This window comes from Pantoea sp. CTOTU49201 (assembly GCF_032054795.1).
GTDB lineage: Bacteria > Pseudomonadota > Gammaproteobacteria > Enterobacterales > Enterobacteriaceae > Pantoea > Pantoea symbiotica.
This window is the reverse complement of record NZ_DAMBSA010000028.1, coordinates 1-20966: the sequence shown is the minus strand read 5'-3', so window position 1 is coordinate 20966 and position 20966 is coordinate 1. Positions and strand designations below refer to the sequence as shown.

Here is a 20966-nt window from a genome sequence, read left to right as displayed (position 1 = left end):
CGCCGGGGACAACATTGCTCAACACTCGCAGCCAGCCGAAGGCAGACGCGACGCAAGAAGCGCTTCATTAGTAGAATTTGCCGGAAAAAAAGAGCGGAATACGGGCGGCGAAGGTGCCGCCCGAGGGCCAGCAATGCTGGCCCTGACCGCGATAATCCGAAAGGTTATTCCTGGATATCGACGTTTTCGAAGTGATGTTTACCTAATGGATCAACCACATAACCTGTTACTTTCTTGCTCACTGGCTCGTATACGGTTGAGTGAGCGATGATCAGCGCTGGAGCCTGGTCATGCATCACTACCTGAGCCTGTTTGTACAGTTCAATACGTTTGTTGTGATCGGCTTCAGCACGGGCTGGCTGAATCAGATCTTCAAACGGCTTGTAGCACCAACGTGAGTAGTTAGAACCGTCTTTCGCCGCTGCACAGCTGAACAGCGTGGCGAAGAAGTTATCTGGATCCCCATTATCACCGGTCCAGCCCATCATAACGGTCTGGTGCTCACCGGCTTTCGCACGCTTCAGGTACTCGCCCCATTCGAAGGTGACGATTTTGGCTTTCACGCCAATTTTCGCCCAGTCAGCCTGAACCATTTCCGCCATGCGGCGTGCGTTCGGGTTGTATGGACGCTGAACCGGCATTGCCCACAGGTCGATAGAGAAACCATCCGCCATGCCCGCTTCTTTCAGCAGCGCTTTCGCTTTCTCAGGATCGTAAGCGTAATCTTTGATGTCGTCGTTATAGCCCCACATGGTTGGTGGGATCAGGTTTTTCGCGGCCTGGCCAGCGCCCTGATAAACGGCATCGATGATGGCTTGTTTGTTCACCGCCATGGTCAGTGCCTGACGCACTTTCACGTTATCCAGCGGTTTTTTCTCGGTGTTGAACGACAGGTAACCAACGTTCAGACCAGGCTGTTCCATCAGGTTAATTTTGTCGTCTTTCTTCATGCTGGCGAGATCGGCCGGGTTCGGATACGGCATTACCTGGCACTCACCCTTCTGCAGCTTCGCATAACGCACAGACGCATCTGGCGTGATGGAGAACACTAAGCGATCAATCTTCGGCTTGGTGCCCCAGAAGTCTGGGTTCGCTTTGTACAGAATGCGCGAGTCTTTCTGATACTGCTGCAGTACGAACGGACCGGTGCCCACTGGATTGAGGTCCAGCTTCTCAGGCGTGCCCGCTTTCAGCATGTTGTCGGCATATTCTTTAGAAATGATTGAGGCGAAGTCCATGCCGAGGTCAGCGATGAACGGCGCTTCTGGACGCGTCAGGGTGAAGCGTACGGTGTAATCGTCAACTTTCTCGATTTTGGCGATCAGCTTAGGCATGTCCATGCCTTCGAAGTATTCGTAGCTGCCGCCAGAAACACCGTGATATTTGTTGTTTTTGTCGAGCTGACGCTCGAAGGAGAACACGACGTCATCGGCATTGAAGGTGCGGGTTGGCTTGAAGTCTTTGGTGGTTTGCCACTTCACGCCCTGACGCAGGTGGAAGGTATAGGTTTTACCGTCCGCACTGACATCCCATTTTTCTGCCAGGCCTGGCTGCAGCTCGGTGGTACCGGTTTTGAACTCAACCAAACGGTTGTAGATCGGTACGGAGCTGGCGTCGTAGGTGGTGCCCGATGTGAAGAGCTGCGGGTTGAAGCCTTCCGGCGAGCCTTCTGAACAATAAACGAGGGTTTTCGCCTGGACACCAGCGGCAACGGTCATAGCAATCAGGCTGAGACCGACCTTCAGCATCCTGGATTTAGCCAGGGAGTTGATCATGTTTTGCTCCATTGTGATGTGATGTTGTGTGCGTCGCCCGACCTCTGATTTTTTTATGCGGTTCGGGCAGGTCAATTAAGAGTAAGCAAAATGTGAGCAGTTATTTTTTTGTGCTGGCACCGTGGAATCTGTCAGACACGTCCTTCTCTACATTTTATTGACGCATCAATTTGTCAACAGTTGCAATGAACGTCAATACAGTGTGGGGTTATTTACACAGAGTGTGAGTAAGTGCAAGCAACGATAAAAAACACCCTTCTCAGCGTAAGCCAAAATTAAAAAAGGTGATAAAGCGCTCAATGCCGCGTGATTATCTGGCTATGTAGCCAAATGACAGTGATTATCACCGTTAAAAAACACACAAAACTTATTGGTAAATGTTGAATATCTGAACGATTCTTCGTGCGTTATGACGTTCAGGCAGCGGAATGTGCTAGTGAAATGGCATAAGAAATCAGCATGATGCATAAACCGGTCATAAGAAGAATGTTTCGCGAATTAAGCGCGCGGGTTCGATTTGGCGTGGGGTGCAAGCTCGAAAGTCGGAATAATAGTGGTCATTTTTGATTTGAGAGATGGAACGGGTGTATTTACGGGTTTTGCTGATTATTGGTGCGTTGCTCAGGAAAGGCGGCTCGAACGCAAAGTCGGCGTGAATACGTCCCTGTAGCCTCGACCGCCGCATCCCTGCGGCGGACGCTTTGCTAACCGAGCCGCCTTCCCATCGCCTGAACGATGGGTTTCGCTGTAAAACAGAGCGCAGCGGAATTTGACAAAGGATGGAATATAGGGCCGCGGAGTAAAGCTTCCGACGCAGGGATGCGTCGGCAGAGCCCACGGGATGTGTCCACGGCGACTTTACGGAGCGGCCCTGTATTTCAGCCTGATCGGCTGAGGAGCGAACAATACAGAATCCCAAATTACAGACGAAAAAAAACCTGCTTATAAAAGCAGGTTTCTTCAAATATGGTCGGCGAGAGAGGATTCGAACCTCCGACCCACTGGTCCCAAACCAGTTGCGCTACCAAGCTGCGCTACTCGCCGATGGGGGCGCATATTACTGCGCTGCTAAAAAAGCGTCAATGCCTTTTACTGAAAACCGAATCGATCGCCTGGAAAGCAAGCAGCGGTCAACAACCCCAGAAAATCACAGCGATTTAGCAGGCGTGCCCGCAGGGGCCGAACACCAGTTATTCGCGTCTTTAATTCCGCCGTCTGGCGAGGTGTAGCCGAGGCAACCCATAATGGTATCGAACAGCTCAACATGGCGATGGGTTTTACCTACGCGCTGCTGCGCCTGTAAACGTTCGAAGTTGCTGCGGTTAGTTGGGTCCTCAAGATACTTATCAGAAGCCCACACCATCATCGGTACGCGGAATTGCTCCGGTGGCGCCATCTCGCGCGGCGTGCCGTGCAAGTGCATATTCTCGCTAATTGATTCACCGTGATCGGAGGCGTAGAACACAATCGCCTTCTTATCACGCAGCTGATCGAGCACGCTGTCCAGCATGGTATCCACGTACAAAATCGAGTTGTCATAGGCGTTAATCAACTGCGCTTTACTGCACTTCTCATCAACGCCCATGCATTCCGGCTTATAGCGCGCGAAATCACGCGGGTAACGCTGAGAATAAAGGTAGTGCGAGCCTTTGGTGTGCAGAATCACCACATGCTTGCCTTTCGGGAAGCGTTGTAACGATGCCTGTAACTCCGGCACTAACAGCATGTCATCGACCGCTTTGCCCTGATTGCGCTTCTCAGAGCCAATCTGCTCACGGAACGAGAAGTTATTGGTGTTAGCGTTATCGTAGAACCACACTTCGCTCTGCATCGCGAACAACTCAGACGTAAAGCCCAGCTCTTTCAACACGGCGAAAACGTTTTGTTCTTTCAGCGTACGACCCGGATTATCCATGGTGCCGCCTTCGCGCACGAACATGCAGCGCAGCGACAGCTTGGTGGCGGTATCACAAGACTCACCACGGAACGCGACCAGATTCTTCTCTTTCGACAGCTTCGGCGTGGTATCACGATCGTAGCCAAGCATCCCCATGTGGTCCCAGCGCGTGGTTTCGCCAATCACAAACACCATATAGGTATCGTCGATGCCTGCTGGCGCGACGTAGGTAAATTTCTTCGCCGGATCGAGCAACTCCTGGCCATCCCACTCTTCATCGACTTTAGTCCAGGCAAACAGGCCCAGTGCGGCGATCCAGTTGGATGGCAGATATGAGTGCGCAACCACGCCGCCATAACTCGGCAAATCGATGTTGGTGATCTCTTCATTCACCTTCTGCAGCTTGTCGAAATAGCGAATTGGCAGCCACACCAGCGCGACGCTTAACAGCATAACGGCTATCGGCTTCAGACGTTGCCCAGGCGTTTTGAGTTGTTCAATCAGCGTTTGGCTAAGATTATTGCGCCAGATAAGCAGCAGCGGCAGCGCGCTCACCAACACCATCCACAACACGAAATGCAAGCCAATCACTTCTTTCGAGAGATCGATATCGGTGGTCATCACCGAAGCGATAATGCCGTAACCAATCACCACGTTGAAAAACGCCATGTAATAGGCGGCAGCAACAGAAATGATCACGGTCAGTGTGGCGAGTATGCGATAGGCCCATTTCCCGCCCAGCGACAGCAGGCGCATCAGGAAAAAGGTAAGAAGTACGGCGGCCATGACTTCTGCGGCAGCAGAGAGCCAGTTAGAGATATTGGATTTTGTTAAAAAGCCGTCAAAGCGGCGATAAAATATCGGCAAATTCAACAAGATGCCGAGATATAACGCAAGCAGCAATGACAGCTTCTGCTGCGTTAAGCTTTTAATATAATTCATGAAAATTTCTATTCCCGACCTGGTGTCGTTGTATCAACGGTTATGTGACTGTTTAAAGACAGCAGAGTTCGCTAAACCGCGGAAAAAGCGTGACGCAAGATGCAGGATCGGGACGATTCCGACTGGCGATAAGGCGATGGCGCGAAGCCGAGCAGTAGAACATTTAACCAATGGTAAGACCAGACAAATTTTCTAATCGAAGCGGTTAGCGTTTTATTCAGATGCAAAAAAGGCTCCCTAAGGAGCCTTGTATCGCTAGACCCATCAATTAGTTGATGATGTTCAGCGTCACGTCGATGTTGCCACGCGTTGCGTTTGAGTATGGGCAAACAATGTGTGCCGCATCCACCAACTTCTGCGCTTCCGCTGCGTCCATCTCTGGCAGATGGATATTCAGCTTAGCTTCGATGCCAAAACCGTTCGGGATTGGGCCAATACCTACTTCGCCTTCAATCCACGCATCTTTCGGCATCGCAATCTTGTCGCGGCCAGCTACAAACTTCATCGCGCCGAGGAAACAGGCTGAATAACCCGCAGCAAACAGCTGCTCTGGGTTAGTCACCTCGCCGCCTGCGCCGCCCATCTCTTTTGGCACGCCCAGTTTTACATCCAGCACGTTGTCAGAAGAAGTCGCACGACCATCACGACCGCCGGTAGCTTTTGCTTTTGCAGTATAAACAACTTGTTCTAAAGACATATTAACCTCGTTAATTCGCTATATAATCGCGCACTACTTATTATGCGCAAACCTGAACGTCATCTTTGGGGATATCGGGACAGCGACTTCCCATTCTCAACATCAATTGGCGCGGTAAAGGCTGTCGCGCAACTCGTCTAACTGACCTTTCAGTAATGCCATTGCCTGATCATCGCAGGCCGTCGCACACTGAATGGCTTCCGGAATGCTTTCTGCTTTCTCATGCAACGCTCGACCTTCATCGGTCAACGTCACTACAACCTGACGCTCATCCTGACGTGAACGCTGGCGTCGCAGTAAACCCGCGCTCTCCAGACGTTTCAGCAGCGGCGTCAGCGTTGCTGAATCAAGAAACAGCTGCTCGCCAATCTCGGAAACCGTCACATCGTCCTGATTCCACAGCACCAGCATCACCAGATATTGCGGATAGGTAATCTCCAGCCTGGATAGCAGCTGGCGATAGACTTTGTGCATCGCGAGATTCGCCGAATACAGCGCAAAGCAGAGCTGCTGATCTAACTGAAGTGGCGCCTGCTTCACTTTTTTGTCATCTTGATTACTGTTCATGGGTTTGAATATAAATAGCGCGCTAGATAATTGCAAGCGACTTTTCTCTGGGAGAGTGAAATATGCGAGATTCACTGGAAGAGCAAGCGCGCCGTTATGCCACTGAAGCGCATGCTGCTGCGGGTCAACGCCGCAAATACACTGACGAGCCTTACATTGTGCATCCGGCTGCCGTCGCCGAGTTAGTGCGTAGCGTTACCGATGATGAACAGATGATTGCCGCCGCCTGGCTGCATGACACGGTCGAAGACACGCCCAGCACCTTAGACGACATCGAACGCCATTTCGGCCCGCGCGTGGCGGAACTGGTGGACCAACTCACCGACAGTGCACAGCCCGCAGCGAAAAACCGCGCCGCACGTAAGCTGGCGCATTTCCGTCACACCGCCGATGCCTCGCCCGAGGCGCAAACCATCAAGCTGGCCGACATCATCGACAACACCCGCGCCATCGTGCAGTACGATGCCGACTTTGCGCGCGTCTATCTGGTGGAAAAGCAGATTCAGATTCAGCTATTGCGCGAGGGCGATAGCCATTTGTGGCAGCAAGCCGAACAAACCATCAAACAGGGATTAGCGCAGTTAGCGCAGCCGCCGCACAGCGTGCCGGCGAGCTGGTTCGTCAAACAGGCGGCAAAATACGGCGCCATAAATTAAAAAACCCGCCATTTAGGCGGGTTAGAGCATCCTAAAAAAGGATTACTCCAGCAGCTGACGCCCTAAATACGGGTTAGCTTGTAACAGCTTCATCAGTTTGCGCGCCGTAGCGGAAGGACGCGTACGTTGCGCCTCCCAGCTTTTAACTGACGAAACGCTAACACCCATCACGCGGGCAAATTCGTCAACCTGCATGCCGGTCATCTCGCGTAAACGCTGCGGCTCGGGAACTGTAGTCTGATTGATAGAAATTTCTGATACGGATGGCTTAGCGTCACGTGTCAAAACAATCTGCTCAAGGCTGCTGAGCAACTCGACCATTGGATCTTTTAATTCCATAGAGAACTCCTTAAAAACTCACTATGAAGCACGTGAAAGTAGAGAGGTAAGCGCCACCAGGCGCTGAAACCGGACGATCAGGCTGTATCCCGTAGCGGTTTCGCATAGTTATTATCAAACCGATGCGGGACACAGCCTGTTGTGCACTGCAAAAGATGTCAGGGCGATGCAACAATAGTTCGGGTTTCTAAGTATGGGACAGATCCCCGACTTTGCTGCCAGATTCCTGATTATTTTTTATTCTTTCTTATGCCACTTTTGGGTCGATCACCATAAGCAATTGACCCGCCTGCACTTGCTGCCCAGACTGTCGCGTCAGACTATGGATTTTTCCACTGACGGGCGCGACGATCGGGATTTCCATCTTCATTGATTCGAGAATGCCCACCGTGGCACCCGCACTAATTTCACTGCCTTCCTCCACCAGCCATTGCCACACGCTGCCCGCCACCTGGCTCTCAACGGGATGACATCCGGCTGGCACCACAATCTCTTCATTGCTCTGCGCTTGCAGCTGGCTATCGAAGGTAAACTGCCCTTCGGCTCGCCAGCGCGCCAACTCCTCATCAAAAGCCTGCTGGCGCTGCTGTTGGAAGGCATCAATCTCCTGCGCTTGCTGCGTCAGCATTGCCTGATAGTCGGCGAGGCGGAATTCACCTTGTTCCACGCGCAGCGGATAATCGCCCCACGGGAAACGCTCACGAATCTGCAGCAACTCGTCGGCCTCTACCGGATAAAAACGAATTTGATCGAAGAAGCGCAGTAACCAGGGCTGGGTAAACGCGGCTGTTGGGCGATCGCGGTTCCACATCTGCATAGTGCGTCCAACAAACTGATAACCGCCCGGCCCTTCCATGCCGTACACGCACATATATGCGCCGCCGATACCCACTGAATTCTCCGCCGTCCAGGTGCGCGCCGGATTGTATTTGGTGGTCACCAGGCGATGACGTGGATCGAGTGGCGTCGCCACCGGCGCACCGAGATAGACATCGCCCAATCCCATCACCAGATAAGAGGCGCTAAAGACGATCTCTTTTACCGCCTCAATGCTATCCAGCCCATTGATGCGGCGAATAAATTCAATATTGCTTGGGCACCACGGCGCATTCGGTCTGACGGATTGGTCGTAGCGCACAATCGCTTCACGACAGGCCGCATCATCCCAGCTGAGCGGCAGCCACACGGTGCGCGAAGGCACGGCCGCATCGGCCAGGCTACCCAATGCTAAATCAGCCTGCAATATTTGCGCCAATAGCTCACTTCTTGCGCACAGCTGCGCGTCATAATGGATTTGTAGCGAGCGGATGCCAGGCGTCAATTCCAGTTGCCCCGACAGCGGATGCGCTTCCAGCCATTGCATCAGCGCATGCACACGAAAACGCAGTGCGATATCCAGCTGCAAATCGCCATATTCCACCAGCAGGAAACGGTCGCCCGCTGCTCGAATAGAGAGCGAAGGACGTTGCTCCGCTGCCGCATGATGGTGCAGCACAGGATCAATCAAGGGCAGCGCCGCGTTCACTGTAATCGGTTGAGATTGCAGTTTGATGATCTCGTCACGCTGCGCCTGCGCCAGTTGATCGGCGGTGAAAAGATCGATCGGCTGGAACTGCACGCGATCGCCGGCTTTCAGCTGCCCCAGCTTCCACAGATCGGCCTCGATCACCGTTGCCGGACAAACAAATCCTCCCAGAGATGGGCCATCCGGGCCGAGGATCACCGGCATATCGCCGGTAAAATCCACCGTGCCGAAGGCGTATGCATTGTCGTGAATATTCGAGGGATGCATGCCCGCTTCGCCGCCGTCGCTGCGCGCCCAAGTCGGTTTGGGGCCGATCAGGCGAATGCCGGTGCGGCTGGAGTTGTAGTGCACTTGCCACTCAGCGGCAAAAAATGCCGCGATGTCGTCATCGGTGAAGAAGGTGGGCGCGCCATGCGGGCCGTAAATCACCCGCAGCTGCCAGCAACCGTTAAGTTGCGGCAGCAGTTCGTCAGGCAATATTGCGGCACTCAGCACCTGTGGCGCGGCGAGATGCAGCACATCACCGGCGCGCAGCGCGCGTCCGGCATGACCACCAAATTTGCCGAGGGTGAAAGTGCTGCGGCTGCCCAGATAGTGCGGCGTATCAAGGCCACCGGCCAGCAGCAGATAGCTGCGGCTGCCGTCGCGTACCTCGCCGAGCGTCAGCGTTTGCCCGGCCTGCGCCGTTAGCCGCTGATTCATCGGTAACCTTTGTTGATCGAGTTGCGCGGCAATCGGCGCGCCGGTCAGTACAAAACTACATGCCTGATTGAAGCGCAGCGTCGGGCCGCGCAAGGTGATCTCCAGCCCGGCAGCCTGAGCATCGTTGTCTAACAGGCGATTGCCGAGCTGGAACGCGCGGCTATCGAACGGACCGGAAGGCGGCACGCCAACATGCCAATAGCCGATGCGTCCCGGCGCGTCCTGCACCGTGGTTAAGGTGCCGCCGCTGAGAATATCCAGCGTTGGCGGCTGCCACTGCATGGTGCCGAGCGTGGCGGTGAAGATGCGTCCCTGCTGCACGTCCGACAGCGTGCACAGCTGGCGCAGCCACAGCAAATTGGTTTCGATGCCGTACAGCTCGGTGGCGTGCAGCGCCTGCATCATACTGCCAAGCGCGCTGGCGCGATCGGCGGCATGCACAATCACTTTCGCCAGCATCGGATCGTAAAACGGCGAAACCTCCATGCCGCTCTCAACGCTGCTGTCGATCCGCAGCGTGGCACCCTCCATCTCAGCCGGGAATTGCACATGGCTGAGCAATCCAGCGCTGGGCTGGAACTGCTTAGCGGGATCTTCGGCGTAAAGCCGCACCTGAATGGCGTGACCTTGCGCGACCGGCTGCAAATCACCGAGCGGCGGCAATTTTTGCTGCGCCAGTTCCACCATCCAGCGCACCAAATCAACGCCATACACCATTTCGGTGACGCCATGTTCCACCTGCAAGCGTGTGTTCACTTCAAGAAACCAGAACTGCTGGCTGGCATCGTCATACACATATTCCACCGTGCCTGCGCTGCGATAGTTCACCGCACGCGCCAGCCGCACGGCGGTAGCCTGCAACTGCGCGCGTACGGCGGCGCTCAAGCCCGGTGCAGGCGTCTCTTCCAGCACCTTTTGATTACGACGCTGAGCAGAGCAATCACGCTCGCCGAGCGCGATCACTTCACCTGCGCCGTCGCCAAAAATCTGCACTTCGATATGGCGCGCACGAGCAATAAACTTCTCTAAAAATACGCCATCGTCGGCGAAGTTGTTGCCTGCCAGGCGCTTCACGCGGGTAAATGCCGCGTCGAGCTGTTCGGCATCATCACAGCGCTGCATGCCAATACCGCCGCCGCCCGCGGTGCTTTTCAACATTACCGGATAGCCAATCTGCGCCGCCATCTGCTGCGCCTCGGCCAGCGAAGCCAGTAAGCCGCTCCCCGGCAGCAGCGGCACATTGTTCTGTTCGGCCAGCGCACGCGCGCTGTGTTTCAGGCCAAAGGCCGCCATCTGCTCGGCGCTCGGCCCAAGAAAATGCACGCCCGCCGCTGCGCAGCGCGTGACAAATTCTGGATTTTCACTGAGAAAACCGTAGCCCGGATGCAGCGCCTGCGCGCCACTCTGCGCGGCTATCGCCAGCAATTTATCCTGATTGAGATAAGTGTCTCGCACCTGACCTTCGCCGAGCGACCAGGCTTCATCCGCCAGACGCACATGGCGCGCATGACGATCGGCTTCGGCATACACGGCAATCGCCCGGATATTCATGGCTTGCAGGGTTCGAATAATGCGCACGGCAATCGCGCCACGGTTGGCAATTAATACGCGATCAATCATGACTGAATACTCTCGTTGCGGCAGGTCGTCCTGCATGGCATTGACGGCAGAAAACGGGTCGTCCCGTTGCGTCAGAGAATCACCACACGCTGACTAAAATCGGCGTTGGGTTGTAACCGTTGCAGGGATTATTGAGCTGCGGGCAGTTGGAGATCAGCACCAGCACGTTGATCTGCGCCACCATCTCGACATATTTTCCCGGCGCAGAAATGCCGTCGGCAAAGGTCAATCCGCCGTCATGCGTCACCGGCACGTTCATGAAAAAATTGATGTTATGGGTGATGTCGCGGCGCGTCAGACCAAACTGCGGCTTTTCCGCCACCGCCAGCATCCAACTATCGCGGCACGAATGCATATGGCGCTTTTCCAGGTCATAGCGCACGGTGTTGCTCTCGCACGAGCAGGCGCCGCCCAAGGTATCGTGACGGCCGCAGGTATCGGCGGTAATGGTCAACATTGGGCGATCAAGGTTGGAGCGCAGCACGCTGCCCGCAGTCAGAAACACATTGTTCTGCCCGCGCAGCGTGTCGCTCATGCTGTAACGTTCAGCGGTGTCATCAGCATTGAAAAACAGCGTATCGGCGGCCTGATTGCCTTCCAAATCGGTGATGCGCAGCGTTTGGCCCGCTTCGATGCGCTGCAACCAGTAATCACCGGCATCAATTTGCTGTTGTAAGCGCGCTTCGGCTGGATTGAGCGGACTTTCAGTGATCATCACATTTCTCCTTGCAGTTGATACAGCGCGTTATTACGCAAGCCGCGTTGATTTTCAGCACGTTGCAGACAGATTTCGGGCAACGGCGCGCGCTGCGCATCCAGTTCGATCTGCACCGGCTGGCGCGGATAATCCTGCGATGCGCTCAGCGGATGCGGGCAAGTGTGCAGCAGCACCAGCGTGTCCATCGCGAAACGTAAACGCACGCTGGCACCCGCCGCGCCCTGACGTTCCAGCTTTAAAATGCCGTTATCGTCGGCGCGCACCTGCGCAAACAGGTTGAGGCAGGACGCCATATCGCGCTGGCCAAGCCCATATTTCGCCAGCTCGACGAGAAAGCTGTCGTAGCCGTTTTGATGGCGCAGATTGCGCGCCTGCTGATACGTGCTGGCACCATAACGCGCGGCGGTTTGTTCGGCATTCAGCGTGCCGCACACGCTTTCGTGCCAGCCGAAGCTGTCGTGTTCAATGCCGCAGAAAATGCGTCCCATATCTGAATAGAGACAATGGCCAGCGGTGAGGCGGAAAGTGTGCTGGCACTTCAAGGTGTCGGGCGCGTTATAGCGCTCCAGCAGGTTTTCCGGGTTGTAAAACAGCAGGCCGACATTGGCGCCACCTTCCACATCGGTGAGGGTCAGCGCGCTACCGCTGCGCATCACCAATGACCAGTGCGCGCCGCTCGGCAACAAGGTTTGATATGGCTTCATGGTTTTCTCCTTTAGGCGACCAGCGGCTCGGATGGCTGTGCGCGATCCAGCGGCAGGTCGTAAGTGATGGTCGCGCCCCAGGCTTCAGGCGCGTGCGGATCGTGGCGCAGCTTGTCGAACACCAGCAGACGCGATGCAAGGCTAAATCCCTCTTTCAAATCGTGGGTGATCATGAAAATGGTCAGGTTGTGCTGCTGCCACAAGCGGGTGATCAGTTGGTGCATCTCGCTGCGGATGCCGGGATCGAGTGCGCCGAAAGGTTCATCGAGCAGCAAAATGCGCGGCTGCTTCATCAACGCCTGCGCCAGCGCCAGACGCTGCTGCATGCCGCCCGACAGCTGATGCGGATATTTATTCTGCGCATGTTCCAGGCCGACCTGCGACAACATGGCCTGCGCACGCTGGCGAATCGCCTGACGCTTCTTGCCCCACACGCGGCCCAGCCAACGCGCGCTGCTGAACTCGTCGCCCAGCATCACATTGCCCAGCACCGTCAGATGCGGGAATACCGAATAGCGCTGAAACACCACGCCGCGATGCGCATCCGGTTCGTCGGGGATCGGTTCACCATCCAGTAACAGCTGGCCTTTGCTGGGCGCTTCAGTGCCGAGCAGCATATTCAGGAAGGTGGTTTTGCCGCAGCCGGACGCGCCGACAATCGCCACAAACTCGCCCTCTTCGACCTCGATATTGAGGCGCTCCAGCACCACTTGCTGGCCGTAATGTTTCTCAAGGTTTTTCAGTTGCAGTAACGGCATCGCTCGCCCCTTATTTCGCGTGATACCACGGCCAGCAGCGACGGCTAATCAGCCGCAGCAACAGGTCGAGCAGGAAGGCCAGCAGCGCGATCCACGCCACGTACGGCAGAATCACATCCATTGCCAGATAACGGCGCATCAGGAAGATGCGATAGCCCAGACCTTCCGTGGCGGCGATGGCTTCGGCGGCAATCAGAAACAGCCACGCCGACGCCAGCGACAGCCGCACCGCATCCAACAGGCGCGGCATCAGCTGCGGCAGGATCACCCGCCATAAAATCTGGGCGCTGTGCGCGCCGAGCGTCTGCGCTTTCACCAACTGCTCGCGCGGGATCTTCTGCACCTGCAGCTGCAAATCGCGGGTAATCAACGGCGTGATGCCAATGACAATCAGCACCACTTTTGACACTTCGCCGAGGCCAAAACAGATAAACAGAATCGGCAGAATCGCCAGCGGCGGCACCAGCGCAAACAGCGTCACCAGCGGCGCCAGCACCGCCCGCACTACCGGCAGCGCGCCGGTGAACAGACCCAGCGCCAGCGCCAATAACGCGCTGATCGCAACGCCACACAGCAAACGCAGCAGACTGGCGGCGGTATCGCTCCACAGCAGATATTCACCGGTGCGCGGGCTGGGCTGAAACGCCATGCGGCTGATGGCGTCGCCCATGGCGTTAAAGCCCGGCAACAGCTTGTCTGCCGCATTCAGACTGAGACGCGCATCCGACGCGAACAGATACACCAGCAGCAGCGCCAGCAGCGGCAAAATGCCCAGCAGCAAGCGCCCCAGCGGCAGCGGTTGGTAGTTGATCAACTTACGCATCGGCATCGCCTCGCTTACAGCTGCCCGGCGGCGGCCATTTTGGTGAACTCATCGGTGAAGCGCAGTTTGAGGTTGCCCGCATCGCCCCAATTGCCCGCAGGCGTTGCCACGCCGACCACATCGGCGCTCGGCGCGCCCTCGCCCAGCAAGCCGTGCTTAAACGAGAACTCGGCGACCATCTGCATGGTGGCTTTGAGCTGTGGGCTTTGAACGAAATCGAGGGTGGTTTTGGCATCGCTAAACAGATGCGTGGCAGCCAGTTGCTGATCAAAGCCCGCCAGGTCGGTGCCGGAAGCCTGCGCCATTTGTGTGCGTGCCGCTTTGGCGCTGTCGGTTGGGCCGGACATGGTTTTCAGCGTTTCATACCATGCACCGGTCAGCGCTTTGCCGAGCTGCGGATACTTCTGCAGCGTGGCGCTGTTGACCACCAGCAGATCGAGGATTTCGCCCGGAATTTGTGCGGAAGAGAAAATCAGATGGCTGTTCGGCTGCTTCTCCGCTTCGGCGAGCAGCGGATTCCAGGTCACGATAGCGTTGACATCGGCGGTGCCAAACGCCGCCACCAAATCGGCATCGGCGGTGTTCACCACTTTGACGTCTTTCTCGCTCATGCCGGATTTTTCCAGCGCCCGCGCCAGCAGGTAATGCGAAACCGAGAGCTCAACCAGATTGATTGGCTTGCCTTTCAGCGCCGAGAGGTTGCCCGCGCCTTTCAGCAGAATACCGTCGTTACCGTTGGAGTAATCGCCGACGATCAGCGCCGTGCTATCCACGCCGCCGGTGGCCGGAATGGTCAACGCATCCATGTTGGTCATGGTGCAACCCGCAAAGCCACCTGCGGTGTATTGGTTCACCGACTCGATGTAGTCGTTAACCTGCACAAACTGGATATCGATGCCGTATTTGTCGGCCCATTTTTTGACGATACCGCTCTGCTGCGCGTAATCCCACGGCATCCAGCCCGCGTAGATCGACCAGCAAATCTTGAAGGAGGGTTTGTCGGCGGCCAGCGTGTTGACGCTTAACAGCGTGATGGTGCAAAGCAACAGCAGGCGAAGGCAGGCTTTGATCATGATGGTTCCTCTGACGTTAACGGGCGAAAAAAAGCAGGAGGCGGCGAGCAACGTTCTCGCTTTCCTCCCGGGCTTTTTTCCCGCCGTGTAACCGTCAGAGGACGGTCGGTCACTCTCGGACCAGCATCTTTCGACCGGAACCCTAGTGACCCATTGCAAATTGTCTGGCGACCTCGGTTGCCCGCTATCGCTCCTGCATCTGCGTTAACACATACAAAATAGATGCCAAGGTTATATCCAGCTGAAAAACATCAGTTATTAGCCATCCGCTCGTCGCCGCATGGCTGGCATTGCACAGATAAGCAGCGCGCGCGCACCAACGTGAAGCAGGCCAGCGGTGGAAAAGTTGACGCTTCTCGCAATTCTGAATTGGCACTGAAAAAACTTTTACTTTGCAATCATGTGGTTATTACACATTCATGACACACCAATCTGAACCAATTAAATATTGGTTCACTTCTTGCCTACGCTAAGAAAGCTGCCGAATGCGCCTTTCATCAGGAAAAGTGCTGGATGCGCGGCGTTTACCGATCTTTTTCTGATGCATAAACAGGCGAACCAATCATGAATGACACGCCAGAAACCAGCCGCAACTCCAGCACCGCACTTGAGCAACTGCGCCAGCTGATTCAGCAACAGGAGCACACACCCGATCGCGCGCTGCCCACCGAACGTGAGTTAGCGGAGCGCTTTGGCGTGGGTCGTCGTGAAATTCGCCGTGCATTGGACGTGCTGGAAGAAGAGGGCCGCATCTGGCGTAAACAGGGTAAAGGCACCTTTGTTGGCCCTTCCGCGCCGGTGCAGCCGCTGGTGTTACAGGATCTGCCGCAGCAATCGAATCTGCTTGAAGTGATGGAAGCGCGTTTGCAGCTGGAGCCGGGGCTGGCAAGTCTTGCCGCCCTGCGCGCCACCAAAGAGCAAATCGCCTTGATGAAACGCCTGCTGGAGCGCATGCACGCCATCACGCCGCCAGAAGATGGCGATCAACATGAACTGTGGGACAGCGCCTTCCATCGCGCCATCGCCGAAGCGGCAGGCAATCGCCTGATGCTCGGGCTGTTCGACGCCGTTGATGCCGTGCGCCGCGATCCCGGCTGGCAGCATTTGCGAGTGCAGGCGCGCACCCCGGCGCGCCTGGATAACTATGACAACCATCATCAGCGGCTGGTGATGCACATCGCCCAGCGCCAGCCTCATGAAGCGGCAGCAGCGATGCGTGAGCATCTGCTTGCGCTGCAACAAGCGCTGGTGGAAACGCTCTATTCCCGCCAGGAGGAGATGCCATGACCGCCCATCCCGTTTTATCGCTGCGCAATCTGCGCGTGCAGTTTCGCGGCTCGCCCGTCACGGTGCTGGATGATATTTCGCTGGTTCTTCAGGCGGGAGAAACGCTGGCGCTGGTCGGTGAATCGGGCTGCGGCAAAAGCATCACCTCACTCACGCTGATGGGTCTGCAGCCTGACAGCGCGCAAATCTTGCAGGGCGACATGCTGTTTGATGGCCGCGATCTGCGCCAGCTCAGCAGCAGCGAATACGCCAGCCTGCGCGGCAACCAGCTGGCGATGATTTTTCAGGAGCCGATGACCTCACTTAATCCGGCCTTCACGCTTGGCGATCAGCTCAGTGAAGCAGTGATGCGCCATCGCAAAGTGAATAAGCGCCAGGCAATGGACGCGGCGCTGGCGATTCTACAAAAAGTGCAAATCCCGGCACCAGAACTGCGGCTCAAAGCCTACCCGCATCAGCTTTCCGGCGGCATGCGCCAGCGCGTGATGATTGCCATGGCGCTGATCAACCAGCCAAAACTGCTGATTGCCGATGAGCCGACTACCGCGCTCGACGTCACCATTCAGGCGCAAATTCTGGCGCTGCTGAACACCCTAAAACAGGAAACCGGCACCGCAGTATTGATGATCACCCACGACCTCGGCGTGGTGGCGGAAGTGGCGCAGCGCGTGGCGGTGATGTATGCCGGTCAGGTGGTGGAGAGCGGCAGCGTCGAGCGTATTTTCAACGACCCGCAGCATCCTTACACCATTGGTCTGATGGGCTCAATTCCCAGCCTGAGCGCACGCGAAGGTGCGCTGGCCACCATTCCCGGTCAGGTGCCGTTGCCGGAAAACATGCCGGCTGGCTGTCGCTTTGCCACGCGTTGCCCCTTCGCCGAAACACGCTGCCACCAGCATCGCCCAGCGTTGCGCGCGCTGGCGAACGATCATCAGGTGGCCTGTTTCCGCGCCCCGTTAGAGCAATACGTCACGCTGGGAGAAAGTGCATGAAGCCGATTTTAGAGTGCCGTGATTTAAGCAAAACCTTCTCTGGTGGCAATCGCCTGTTCAGTCGCAATCGTGGCGTCACGGCGGTCGATCGCGTTTCGCTGCAGGTGATGCCGGGCGAAACGCTGGCGATTGTCGGCGAATCCGGCTCCGGTAAATCGACGCTGGGACGTTTGCTGCTGCGATTATTGGCCGCCAGCGCCGGCGACGTGTTCTATCAGGGCGAAAGCATCACCGATGCCAGCGGCGCGCGGCTCAATCAGCTGCGCCGCGAATTGCAGATTATCTTCCAGGATCCGTTTGCCTCGCTCAATCCGCGCATGACGGTGCAGCAGATTGTTGGCGAACCCTTGTGGCTGCACGAAAAGATGAGCCGCGATCAGCGCCATGCGCGCGTCGCCGAACTACTGCGTACCGTTGGCCTGCCTGCGGCCTGGGCCGAGCGTTACCCGCACGAGTTTTCAGGCGGCCAGCGCCAGCGTATTGGTATTGCCCGCGCGCTGGCATCCCAACCGAAATTACTGCTCGGCGATGAGCCGGTTTCAGCGCTGGATGTGTCGGTGCAGGCGCAGGTGGTGAATCTGCTGGAGAGCCTGAAACAGCAGTTTGGCCTGACGATGGTGATCGTGGCGCACGGTTTGGCGGTGATCCGTCATATGAGCGATCGCGTGGCGGTGATGTATCTCGGTCAGATTGTCGAACTGGCCAGCGTCAATGAGATTTTTGATGCGCCGCTCCATCCTTATACGCAGGCGCTGATTGCCTCTGCGCCGCAAATGCAGCCGGGCGGCAACCGCACCATTCCGATGCTGCAAGGCGATCTGCCTAATCCCGCCAATCCACCGAGCGGCTGCCGTTTTCATACCCGTTGTCCCTATGCCACGGCGGAATGTCGCCAGTTTGAACCGATTAATCAGGTGCTGAGCGGCGGCCGTCAAATTGCCTGTCACCGCTGGCAGGAGATTAATCGCGATCGCAGCGTCATCACCCTTGCGCCACCTTCCGCCGCTTTTTTACGTCGCCGCGCCCTGTTTGAGCAGGCGGTGAATCAGCAAGCCTAACCTCTGGAGATACACCGTGAAGCAAGCTCGTCATACGTTATTAACCGCCCTCAGCGGTCTGTTACTGCTCGGCGCTAGCGCCCACAGCCAGGCTGACAGCGTGATTCGCATCGGCCTGGGCGCCGATCCCGACATGCTCGATCCACATCTGGCCCGCACCTATTACGGCCGTTTTGTGTTTGCGGCGATGTGCGATCGTCTGGTCGATGTCGATCAAAACCTCAAAGTGGTGCCAGGTCTCGCGACCGATTGGGCGTGGAGCGATGACGGCAAAACGCTGACCATGAACCTACGCAGCGGCGTGACCTTCCACGATGGCGAAAAGTTTGATGCGCAGGCGGTGAAATTCAATATCGAACGTGCGCAGACGTTGCCGGGTTCGCTGCGTAAAAGTGAAATCTCCTCGATTGAAAGCGTGGAAGTGAGCGGCCCGATGCAGGTGAAATTCCACCTGAAAAACCCCGATGCGGCGCTGCTGAGCCAGCTGACCGATCGTGCGGGTGCCATGCTGGCACCGGAAGCAGCTAAAAAGCCCGACTTTGCCGCTCATCCGGTTTGCTCCGGCCCGTATCAGTTCGACAGCCGCGTTCAGCAGGATCGCATCGTGTTGAAGCGCTATGACAATTACTGGAATAAAGGCGCCTATCACTTCGATAAGGTAATTTTCCTGCCGATCCCGGATGCTTCAGTGCGCCTCGCGAACCTGCGTGCGGGTGATTTAGATCTCACCGAAGGTGTGGCCGCCAGCGATGTGAAAACCGTTGAAGCCGATAGCAAACTGGCGCTGGCAAAAGTCACTGGCCTTGGTTATCAGGGCATCACTTTCAATATCAACAACGGCAAAGTCGATGCCAATAGCCCGCTGAAAGATGCACGGGTGCGTGAAGCCTTCTCACTGGCGATTGACCGTGATGCGCTGAATCAGGTGGCGTTTGAAGGCTTGTATACGCCAGCCAATCAGGCGTTTTCACCGGTCAGCGCGTATCACGTCAAAACACCAATCGCACCGCGCGATGTGGAAAAAGCCAAAGCCTTGCTCAAGGCCGCAGGCGTCACCACGCCGCTCAATCTAACGCTGCTGGTCAGCAATAACCCGACCGCGCAGCAAGTGGGCCAGGTCATTCAGGCGATGGTCGGCGAAGCCGGTTTCAACCTCAATCTGCAAATGAGTGAGTTCGCTACGCTGCTGGATCGTCAGCAACGCGGTGATTATCAGCTCAGCCTGTCGGGTTGGTCTGGTCGTCCGGATCCGGACGGCAGCATCTATTCGTTTATTAACAGCAAAGGCACGCTCAACGACGGACGCTACAGCAACGCGCAGGTCGATGAGTGGCTGAATGCCGCGCGTCTCACCAACGATCAGGCACAGCGTCAGGCGCTGTACACCCAGGTGGTGAACCAGCTGCAAACCGATATGCCGATTGCTTACCTCTACTTTGAGCCACGCATTTTTGGCATGTCGAAGAAATTGCAGGGCTTCAAAGCCTGGCCGGACGGATTGGTGCGTTTGGCTGGCGTAAGTCTGGCGCAGTAAACCGCTAAGGAGCGAGGATGCTGGAACTGATTGTAAAACGGCTATTGCTGGCCATTCCGACGCTGCTGCTGGTGAGCATTATGGTGTTCGCACTGCAAAAGCTGCTGCCGGGCGATCCGGTGCTGGCGATGGCGGGCGAAGAGCGCGATCCGGCGGTTATCGCCCAGCTGCGGGCGGAATATCATCTGGATGATCCGATTCCCACGCAATATTTCGCCTGGATTGGTAATGCGCTAACCGGCGATTTGGGCATGTCGCTGCGCACCAAAGAGCCGGTGACGGCGCTGATCGCCAGCAAATTGCCGGTCACGCTGGAGTTGTCATTGCTGGCGATGATTATCGCGCTGGTGATTGGCATCAGCATGGGCATCATCGCCGCAGTGCGCAAAGACAGTTGGGTCGATCACACCACCAACTTTGTCGCGCTCTCCGGGATTTCAGTGCCTCACTTCTGGCTCGGTATTCTGCTGATTCTGCTGTTCTCGGTGCATCTGCAATGGCTGCCGGCATCGGGCTTTGTGCCAGTTAGCGAAGATGTGGCGCAGAACCTGAAAACGCTGCTGCTGCCAGCGCTGGTGCTCGGCACGGGATTGGCCGCCACGCTAATGCGCCACACCCGCGCTTCAATGATCGCCGTACTAAAAGCGGATTACATTCGCACCGCACGCGCCAAAGGGCTGCTGGCAAAGAAAGTGGTGCTGAAACATGCGTTGCGTAATGCATTGATGCCGATTGTTACTCTCACCACGCTGCTGTTTGGCGAGTTACTGGGTGGCGCGGTGCTAACCGAACAGGTCTTCACGCTGCCCGGCTTTGGCAAGATGATTGTCGATGCGGTGTTTAACCGTGATTACGCGGTGGTGCAAGGCGTGGTGCTGGTGGTGGCGATTGGCTTCCTGCTGCTCAATCTGCTGGCCGATGTGCTCTATCTGATCATCAACCCGAAAATGCGAGGCTGACCATGAGCGAGGTATTAACCGCTGGCGTACTGCCTGCAGTGGCAAAGCCCAATCGTCGGGTGCTGAAAAAGTTCCTGCGTAATAAAAGTGCGCTGATTGGTGCGGTGATTGTGCTGCTGTTTGTCGCCGTGGCGCTGCTGGCACCGTGGCTGGCACCGTTTGATCCGATCAAAGCCAATTTCCTTGCGGTGCGCAAAGCGCCAACGGTGCTGCACTGGTTCGGCACCGATGAGCTGGGGCGCGATATTTTGTCGCGCCTGGTGTGGGGCGCACGCACCTCGCTGCTGGCGGGCTGCATTTCGGTGCTGATCGCCATTCTGATTGGTGTGCCGCTGGGGCT

General features: G+C 56.4%; 18 protein-coding genes, 1 tRNA gene and 1 riboswitch. Of the genes, 7 read left to right on the top strand and 12 right to left on the bottom strand.

The window, feature by feature from the left end; genetic code table 11:
- Positions 1-164: 164 nt before the first annotated feature.
- The 5 genes from dppA to RTY00_RS03825 all read right to left on the bottom strand — a co-directional run bounded on the left by dppA (position 165) and on the right by RTY00_RS03825 (position 5878).
- Positions 165-1775, bottom strand: coding sequence for a dipeptide ABC transporter periplasmic-binding protein DppA (gene dppA, locus RTY00_RS03845; RefSeq protein ID WP_008104616.1), 1611 nt, complete (start codon positions 1773-1775; stop codon positions 165-167).
- A gap of 967 nt (positions 1776-2742) precedes the next feature.
- Positions 2743-2819 (bottom strand) — tRNA-Pro (locus RTY00_RS03840).
- Positions 2820-2922: 103 nt separating this feature from the next.
- Positions 2923-4614: a kdo(2)-lipid A phosphoethanolamine 7''-transferase gene (gene eptB, locus RTY00_RS03835; protein WP_312663449.1), complete on the bottom strand. Its 1692-nt coding sequence runs from the start codon at positions 4612-4614 to the stop codon at positions 2923-2925.
- A 268-nt stretch (positions 4615-4882) separates the two neighbouring features.
- Positions 4883-5311 (bottom strand): organic hydroperoxide resistance protein, encoded by a 429-nt coding sequence (locus RTY00_RS03830; RefSeq protein WP_008104621.1) that lies wholly within the window; start codon positions 5309-5311, stop codon positions 4883-4885.
- Positions 5312-5413: 102 nt separating this feature from the next.
- Positions 5414-5878 (bottom strand): MarR family transcriptional regulator, encoded by a 465-nt coding sequence (locus RTY00_RS03825; RefSeq protein ID WP_312663448.1) that lies wholly within the window; start codon positions 5876-5878, stop codon positions 5414-5416.
- Positions 5879-5940: 62 nt separating this feature from the next.
- Between RTY00_RS03825 and RTY00_RS03820 the strand changes: the two genes are divergently transcribed.
- Positions 5941-6534: an HD domain-containing protein gene (locus tag RTY00_RS03820; RefSeq protein WP_312663447.1), complete on the top strand. Its 594-nt coding sequence runs from the start codon at positions 5941-5943 to the stop codon at positions 6532-6534.
- 42 nt (positions 6535-6576) lie between these two features.
- Here RTY00_RS03820 and RTY00_RS03815 read toward each other — a convergent pair whose 3' ends face one another.
- The 7 genes from RTY00_RS03815 to RTY00_RS03785 all read right to left on the bottom strand — a co-directional run bounded on the left by RTY00_RS03815 (position 6577) and on the right by RTY00_RS03785 (position 14796).
- Entirely contained in the window at positions 6577-6873 is a 297-nt protein-coding gene (locus RTY00_RS03815; RefSeq protein WP_008104629.1) for an HTH-type transcriptional regulator, read from the bottom strand.
- A 247-nt stretch (positions 6874-7120) separates the two neighbouring features.
- Positions 7121-10720: an urea carboxylase gene (gene uca / locus RTY00_RS03810; protein ID WP_312663446.1), complete on the bottom strand. Its 3600-nt coding sequence runs from the start codon at positions 10718-10720 to the stop codon at positions 7121-7123.
- A 79-nt stretch (positions 10721-10799) separates the two neighbouring features.
- On the bottom strand, positions 10800-11435 hold the full coding sequence (locus RTY00_RS03805; RefSeq protein WP_312663445.1) for an urea amidolyase associated protein UAAP2: 636 nt from the start codon (positions 11433-11435) through the stop codon (positions 10800-10802).
- Positions 11435-12142 (bottom strand): urea amidolyase associated protein UAAP1, encoded by a 708-nt coding sequence (locus RTY00_RS03800; protein ID WP_312663444.1) that lies wholly within the window; start codon positions 12140-12142, stop codon positions 11435-11437. The genes RTY00_RS03805 and RTY00_RS03800 overlap by 1 nt, the downstream gene beginning before the upstream one ends.
- An 11-nt stretch (positions 12143-12153) precedes the next feature.
- Positions 12154-12900: an ABC transporter ATP-binding protein gene (locus RTY00_RS03795; RefSeq protein ID WP_312663443.1), complete on the bottom strand. Its 747-nt coding sequence runs from the start codon at positions 12898-12900 to the stop codon at positions 12154-12156.
- Between the two features lie 10 nt (positions 12901-12910).
- Positions 12911-13723, bottom strand: coding sequence for an ABC transporter permease (locus RTY00_RS03790; protein WP_008104638.1), 813 nt, complete (start codon positions 13721-13723; stop codon positions 12911-12913).
- Between the two features lie 14 nt (positions 13724-13737).
- On the bottom strand, positions 13738-14796 hold the full coding sequence (locus RTY00_RS03785; RefSeq protein WP_312663442.1) for a putative urea ABC transporter substrate-binding protein: 1059 nt from the start codon (positions 14794-14796) through the stop codon (positions 13738-13740).
- 62 nt (positions 14797-14858) lie between these two features.
- Positions 14859-14953, bottom strand: a riboswitch (guanidine-I (ykkC/yxkD leader).
- Between the two features lie 407 nt (positions 14954-15360).
- On the opposite strand from RTY00_RS03785, the gene RTY00_RS03780 reads away from it, so the two are divergent.
- From RTY00_RS03780 to RTY00_RS03755, 6 genes are all read left to right on the top strand, one after another.
- On the top strand, positions 15361-16083 hold the full coding sequence (locus RTY00_RS03780) for a FadR/GntR family transcriptional regulator (RefSeq protein ID WP_312663441.1): 723 nt from the start codon (positions 15361-15363) through the stop codon (positions 16081-16083).
- On the top strand, positions 16080-17075 hold the full coding sequence (locus tag RTY00_RS03775) for an ABC transporter ATP-binding protein (RefSeq protein ID WP_312663440.1): 996 nt from the start codon (positions 16080-16082) through the stop codon (positions 17073-17075). Before RTY00_RS03780 ends, RTY00_RS03775 begins: the two co-directional genes overlap by 4 nt.
- Positions 17072-18133 carry an oligopeptide/dipeptide ABC transporter ATP-binding protein gene (locus tag RTY00_RS03770; RefSeq protein ID WP_312663439.1) on the top strand — a complete coding sequence of 354 codons (1062 nt, stop codon included), beginning with the start codon at positions 17072-17074 and terminating at the stop codon, positions 18131-18133. Before RTY00_RS03775 ends, RTY00_RS03770 begins: the two co-directional genes overlap by 4 nt.
- 16 nt (positions 18134-18149) lie before the next feature.
- Positions 18150-19667 (top strand): ABC transporter substrate-binding protein, encoded by a 1518-nt coding sequence (locus RTY00_RS03765; RefSeq protein WP_312663438.1) that lies wholly within the window; start codon positions 18150-18152, stop codon positions 19665-19667.
- A 17-nt stretch (positions 19668-19684) separates the two neighbouring features.
- Positions 19685-20626, top strand: a complete 942-nt coding sequence (locus RTY00_RS03760; RefSeq protein ID WP_008104649.1) for an ABC transporter permease — start codon at positions 19685-19687, stop codon at positions 20624-20626.
- A 2-nt stretch (positions 20627-20628) separates the two neighbouring features.
- Positions 20629-20966: ABC transporter permease (locus RTY00_RS03755; protein ID WP_409519113.1), on the top strand; the 338-nt coding region annotated here is incomplete at its 3' end.